Origin of the sequence: Mycobacterium sp. (assembly GCF_035314665.1) — a bacterium.
GTDB lineage: Bacteria > Actinomycetota > Actinomycetes > Mycobacteriales > Mycobacteriaceae > Mycobacterium.
Window position 1 is genome coordinate 1 of record NZ_DATFZD010000456.1, and the last position, 6,115, is coordinate 6,115.

The following is a 6,115-nucleotide window of genomic DNA, read 5'->3' on the forward strand; positions in this document are numbered from 1 at the left end:
CAGATGCTGCAGCGTGCGCAGACGGCGAACCTCGCTCGGTTAAGGAATACCCAGCCGCCGTTGTGGACATTGCGGCTGCTGAGTCACTTCGGGCCGGTCAAACGGCTACTGGGGCGGACGGTGGGGCTTGGCCTGCGCCGCGAACACATCCGCACCGCCGCTGCCGCCGACTAGACACGAATCTCGCCGTCTGCTGCGGCCAATCCGATGTCGGTGCGAAAGTGACTGCCGGGTAATCGGATTAATCTGATCGTTTCGTAGGCAACGGAGCGGGCGTCGGACAGGTCGGTCCCAGTGCCGACCACCGAGAGCACTCGGCCGCCGGACGACACGATCGCGCCGTCGTCGCGGCGGGCCGTTCCGGCATGCAAGACCCCGCCGGCGTCCGAGCCCACGACCACATCACCCACCCGTGGCCGGCCCGGATAGTTCTCCGCCGCCAGTACCACCGTGACCGCGGCACCGTCACGCCAACGCAGCTCGCCGAAGTTGGCCAGTTCGCCGGTCGCTGTCGCATACAGCAACTGACCCAGCGGGGATTCGAGCAATGCCAGCACCGACTGTGTTTCCGGATCGCCGAACCGGCAGTTGAATTCGATCACCGCGGGCCCCTTGGACGTGACCGCCAGACCGGCGTACAGCAGCCCGGAGAACGGGCTGCCGCGCCGGACCAGCTCGGCCGCAACGGGTTCCGCGATTTCGCTGACCATCGCCCGGTACACGTCCGACGGTAGCCACGGCACCGGCGCATAGGCACCCATACCGCCGGTGTTGGGGCCGGTGTCACCGTCCCCGACCCGTTTGAAGTCCTGCGCGGCCAGCAGTGGCACGACGGTCTTGCCGTCAACGAGGCAGAACAGCGACACTTCGGGACCGTCGAGAAAGGACTCCAACAACACCGGGTGCCCGGACTCGAGCAGGCCCGCGGCGTGGGCGCGCGCGACATCGCGGCTCTGCGTGACCACCACACCCTTGCCGGCGGCCAACCGGTCATCCTTCACCACCCAGGCGGGGTCGCCGGCAGCCGGTCCGAATCGGTCCAGCGCTGCGTCCAAACGCCCTGGGCTGTCCACGATCTCGCTCGACGCGGTACAGACACCGGCCGCCGCCATCACATCCTTGGCAAAGGCTTTGGAACCTTCGATCTGTGCCGCGGCCTTGCTGGGCCCGAAACACGCGATACCGGCGTCGCGCACGACGTCGGCCACCCCGAGCACCAACGGGAGCTCGGGGCCGATGACCACGAGGTCGGCTCGGACCCGGCGGGCCAATGCAACGACGTCATCGGCGGAAGTGATGTCGACGTCATGCTGCTCGGCCAGCCGCGCCGTCCCTGCGTTGCCCGGCGCAATGGCCAGTCCCGTCACCTGCGGGTCTTTGCCAAGCGCCAGTAGGAGGGCATGTTCACGGGCACCGGAACCGATTACCAGGACGCGCACGAGAGGTCAGACTAGCCGGGTCAAGGCCTGAACACCTAGAGCAGCCGTATCCGCGTACACCTGTCAGAGAATCTTTTCGAGCAGATTTTTTAGGTCCTTTTGCTGCGTGGCGGTGAGGCGCTCGAGTCGCTTGTTGAACTCGTTCGACAGCAGCACGAGACCGTCCTTGGCGGCTTTGCGCCCGGCCGAGGTGAGCAGAATTCGATGGCGCCGCAGATCAGCAGGGTCGATCTCGCGGCGCACAAATCCCGCCGCCTCGAGCCGTTTGAGGTATACGGTCACCGTCGCCTTGGGCATGCTCAACGTCGCAGCCAGTTCGGCAGGGTAGGGACGCTCATCGATCTCGGCGAGCAGGAACAGCTCCTTGGACTCGAGCCCCAGCGCGCAGATGTCGGCCTCGGCGCAGGAGATGACCGACAACAGCACCCGATAGTTCAGCGACCAGATCTTGGCCGCGTCGACCGCAGACATCGACTTGCCAGATCGTTCAGTTGTGAACTAGTTTAGTTATGAACAAGCGCATAACCGAACAATCTACCAGAAAGCGGCCACCATGCCTCTGGATCAATACGTGACACTCGGACGGTCCGGCCTACGCGTCAGCCCCTTGTGCTTGGGAGCAATGACGTTCGGCGAAGACCTCGGCTGGGGCACGAGTGTGGAAGAGTCCCAGCAGATCATCGATCGATACATCGAACTCGGCGGCAACTTCATCGATACCGCGAACTTCTACACCAGGAGCCACTCCGAGAAGATCATCGGCGACCACATCGGGCGCCACCCTGAACGGCGCGACCGCCTCGTCATCGCGACGAAGTTCAGCGGCAACTTGTATCCGGGTGACCCCAACGGCGGCGGCTCGGGTCGCAAATCGTTGATAAGCGCGTGCGAAAACTCCCTGCGGCGCCTGCAAACCGACTACATCGACCTCTACTGGCTGCACATGTGGGACGCGAGTACTCCCATCGAGGAGACGATGGCCGCACTCGACGACCTGGTTCGGGCCGGCAAGGTTCGCTATCTGGGTGTTTCGGACACCCCGGCGTGGAAGATCGCCGAGGCCAACCTCATCGCCCGCTTCCGCGGGTGGTCGAGCTTCGTCGGCCTGCAAGTCGAGTACTCGCTACTGGAACGCGCCATCGAACAGGAACTGGTTCCGATGGCCGGCGAATTCGGCCTCGGGATCACACCGTGGTCGCCCCTGAAAAGCGGGGTGCTCAGCGGCAAGTACACCCGACGGAATGCTGGCCAGCACACCGCGGATCGCGGCGCGCTCGTCGATAGTTTCCTCACCCAGGACACCTACGCGGTTATCGATGAACTCGAGATCATCGCCAAAGAGCATGAGACGAACGTTGCCAGCGTGGCGCTTGCCTGGGTCCGCGCACAGCCTGCCGTCTCATCGGTCATCATCGGGGCACGCCGGCTCTCACAGCTCGACGACAACGTCCGCGCAGTCGACGTCCACCTGACCGCCGATGAACTGGCCCGGCTCGACGCCCTCACCAAACCGACTTTCGGTTTTCCGCACAACATGCTGGAAATGGTCCCGGGAATCATCCAAGGCGGAACCACTGTCAACGGCGTCTCCGCGTCGACCTCCGAGTACGTGATGCCCGACGGCGGGCGGCCGTACTGAAGCTAGTCGCGCTGGCCGCCTGAGTGCATCTTCAGCGCGCCTTCGACATTGGCCTTCTTGTCCTCGCCGGCGCCCTTGGCCGCGGCCTTCTTCCGCTTCGCCACGACGGTGTCGACGGCGCCGTTGAGCGCCGAACCCAGCGGGAAGCCGAGGTAGTGGGTGAGGAAGACGGCCATCTCCTTGAGTTCGGTCTCGCTGAGTTCCTCGTTGAGCAGCGCGGCGTTGATTTGGATCTCGGCGAGGTCGCGATTTCCGACGGCCGTGACCGCCGTCAGCGTCATGATGCGCTTGTCGCGCATCGACAATCCCGGTCGGGTCCAGATGCTGCCGAATAGATGATCAACGGTGAGGTCGAAATACGCGTCGCCCTCGATGTTGGGCATCTCCCAGCCGTAGACCTCGTTCATTTTCTCGAGGCCCTTGCGCCGCAGCTCGTCCATTTACGTCTCTTTCTCTGTATGGGGCACGCCGAGGCCAGCCGCCAGCCGCTCGTATGCCAACTGCGCCAGCGGCAACTCGACCGATACGGCCTCGCCCAAAGCGAGCGCCAGGCCCAGGTCCTTCTCCCCCAGGCCACGTGTGTGCAGAAACGGCTGGTAGAGGAAGTTCTCTGGCTCAAGGTCTGCCATGTTCTCGCGCACCATGATCGCCCCTGGGCCGCTCGTCAGGGCGTCGGTGTGACGCACCACCCTGCCGAGTGCCTGCAGATCCAGCCCGGCCGCCTCGGCCAGCTTCATGGCTTCGCACGCCGCGGCATACGAGGTGAACGTCAACATGTTGCGGGCCAGCTTCATTCGGGTACCGGCACCCGGTTCACCGGCATGGATGACCACCGACGCCCAGTGTTTGAATGCCGGTTTGATCCGCTCGTACACCTCGCGGTCGGCGCCCACCATCGTGGCGAGTTCGCCCTTCGCGGCGGCCGCCGCGCCACCGCTGACCGGCGCGTCGACAACATGGATGCCCTGCTGTTTGAGTTCGCCGGCGAGTTCGACAGCGGTGGTATCGCTGATGGTCGAGTGGATCGCGATGACCGTTCCCGGCTTGGCGCTGCCAGCCAGCTCGCCGACGACCTCACGCACCTGCGCATCGTCCAAGACGGTGACATGAATGATGTCGGCGCCGGCAACGTCGGCCACGCTGTCGGCCAGGCTGGCGCCCTTCTCGGCAAGCGGCGTCATCGCCTCGGTGCGAATGTCGTAAACCGTTACCCCGCCAGGCCATTCGGTCATCTTCGTGGCCATCGGCGCGCCCATGTTGCCCAGTCCGATGTAGCCCAGTTTCAGTTGCCGGTCACTCATGATCGGATCACCTGCCCGCCGTCGACGTTGAAGATCTGCCCGGTGATCCACGATGCCTCATCGGACAACAGGAATAGGCACATTCCGACCAGATCCTCAGGGGTTCCCATGCGCGACAACGGAAGACCCTTGACGATGTCGTCGACAATCTCTTTGGGCGTGGTGGTCCGATTCGCCTCGGTGTCAATGGGTCCGGGCGCTATCGCATTGATCCGGATGTTCTGGCCACCCAGTTCGCGGGAGAGCTGCTGGGTCAGTCCGTTGATACCGACCTTGGCCAGGCCGTAGAAGTTGGCGTACAGCCACGCCGCGGTGGACGACTGGTTCACGATCGCGCCGCCGCCGCGCTTGGCCATCTTCTTGTACACCGCGCGGGTGCACCACAATGCGCCGTCGAGGTTGACGCTCATGAATTTCTTGTAGTACTCGGGGTCGACGGTGACCAGGAAGTCCAGCTTCATGCCGCCGAAGATCGCGGCGTTGTTCACCAGGTAGTCGATGCCGCCGAACTCGGACAGCGTGCGATCGGCCATCGCCTTCGCCGACGCAGGGTCGGACACGTCGACCGGAACGGACAGGGCCGTGCCACCGTCCGCAACGATCTGCTTGGCCACTCCCTCGGCCGCCTCCGCATTGATATCGGCCACCACGACCGCCGCGCCCTCGCGGGCCAGGGCCTCGGCGTAGGCCTGGCCGATACCACCACCGGATCCGGTCACGATGGCGACCTTGTTTTCGAATCTCACGCTTTTGGGCTCCTCTAGTTGACCGCTGTCGCAATGGTTTTGGTTTCCAAGTACTCCTCAAAACCGGCCAGACCCATTTCGCGACCGTTTCCGGACTGCTTGTAGCCGCCGAACGGCGCGTCGGCTGAGTACCAGACGCCACCGTTGACATTGATCGTGCCCGCCCGGACCCGCGCGGCAATCCGCGCCGCCCTGTCCGGGTCGGCGCCAAATACGGTGCCCGACAAGCCGTACAGCGAGTCGTTGGCAAGGCGAACGGCGTCATCGTCGCCGTCGTGCGGAATCACCGTCAAGACCGGGCCGAAGATTTCCTCGCGGGCGCAGCGGGCGTCGTTGCCCAGCCCCGCGATCACCGTGGGCTCGATGAAGAAACCGACGTCACGGTCGGCCGGCCGGCCTCCTCCGCACGCGAACGTCCCGCCCTCAGCGATCGCCGAGTCGAGATAACCCTGCACCCGATCGCGCTGACGGGCCGAAATCAGTGGCCCGCAAATGGTTCCGGGGTCGGTGGGGTCACCGGCCTTGATCCCGCCGACCGTCGCGGCCGCGATGGCGACGGCCTCGTCATAGCGGGCCCGTGGCACCACCAGCCGGGTCGTGATCGCGCATCCCTGCCCGGCGTGCATGCAGACCGAGAATCCCGCCACGCCCACCGCACCGGCCAAGTCGGCGTCGTCGAGCACGATGAACGCCGACTTGCCGCCCAACTCGAGGAAGACCTTCTTGATGGTCGCGGCGCCGTCTGCCATCACGCTACGGCCGGTGGCCGTCGACCCGGTGAACGAAACCATATCCACCCGAGGGTCTTTGGCCAACAGTGCGCCTACGCCATGATCGCTCGAGGTGACGATGTTGATCACACCGGGCGGAAAGTCGGTGTGCTCGGTGATGAGCTCACCGAGCACAGCCGCACACCAGGGTGTGTCAGGCGCGGGCTTCAAGACAACAGTGTTTCCCGCGGCCAGCGCGGGCCCGATCTTGGCGAGATTG

The 6,115-nt window shown here is 64.7% G+C and carries 7 protein-coding genes; 1 reads left to right on the forward strand and 6 read right to left on the reverse strand.

The genetic code is table 11. The features are described from left to right. Window positions 1–170: 170 nt before the first annotated feature. Window positions 171–1,439 carry a phosphoribosylamine--glycine ligase gene (gene purD / locus VKI00_RS33305; protein ID WP_324447561.1) on the reverse strand — a complete coding sequence of 423 codons (1,269 nt, stop codon included), beginning with the start codon at window positions 1,437–1,439 and terminating at the stop codon, window positions 171–173. Window positions 1,440–1,502: 63 nt separating this feature from the next. Further along, complete coding sequence (locus tag VKI00_RS33310) at window positions 1,503–1,910, reverse strand: MarR family winged helix-turn-helix transcriptional regulator (protein WP_324447562.1); 408 nt, start codon at window positions 1,908–1,910, stop codon at window positions 1,503–1,505. A gap of 82 nt (window positions 1,911–1,992) precedes the next feature. On the opposite strand from VKI00_RS33310, the gene VKI00_RS33315 reads away from it, so the two are divergent. Continuing rightward, on the forward strand, window positions 1,993–3,078 hold the full coding sequence (locus VKI00_RS33315) for an aldo/keto reductase (RefSeq protein WP_324447563.1): 1,086 nt from the start codon (window positions 1,993–1,995) through the stop codon (window positions 3,076–3,078). Between the two features lie 2 nt (window positions 3,079–3,080). Here the strand turns inward: VKI00_RS33315 and VKI00_RS33320 are convergent, their stop codons facing one another. The 4 genes from VKI00_RS33320 to VKI00_RS33335 form a co-directional block, all read right to left on the reverse strand. Then, window positions 3,081–3,518, reverse strand: a complete 438-nt coding sequence (locus tag VKI00_RS33320) for a carboxymuconolactone decarboxylase family protein (protein WP_324447564.1) — start codon at window positions 3,516–3,518, stop codon at window positions 3,081–3,083. Next, window positions 3,519–4,379, reverse strand: a complete 861-nt coding sequence (locus tag VKI00_RS33325; protein ID WP_324447565.1) for an NAD(P)-dependent oxidoreductase — start codon at window positions 4,377–4,379, stop codon at window positions 3,519–3,521. After that, on the reverse strand, window positions 4,376–5,125 hold the full coding sequence (locus VKI00_RS33330) for an SDR family oxidoreductase (protein WP_324447566.1): 750 nt from the start codon (window positions 5,123–5,125) through the stop codon (window positions 4,376–4,378). The genes VKI00_RS33325 and VKI00_RS33330 overlap by 4 nt, the downstream gene beginning before the upstream one ends. A 14-nt stretch (window positions 5,126–5,139) precedes the next feature. Beyond that, window positions 5,140–6,115, reverse strand: a 976-nt coding sequence (locus tag VKI00_RS33335; protein WP_324447567.1) for an aldehyde dehydrogenase family protein, incomplete at its 5' end; no start/stop codon positions are given.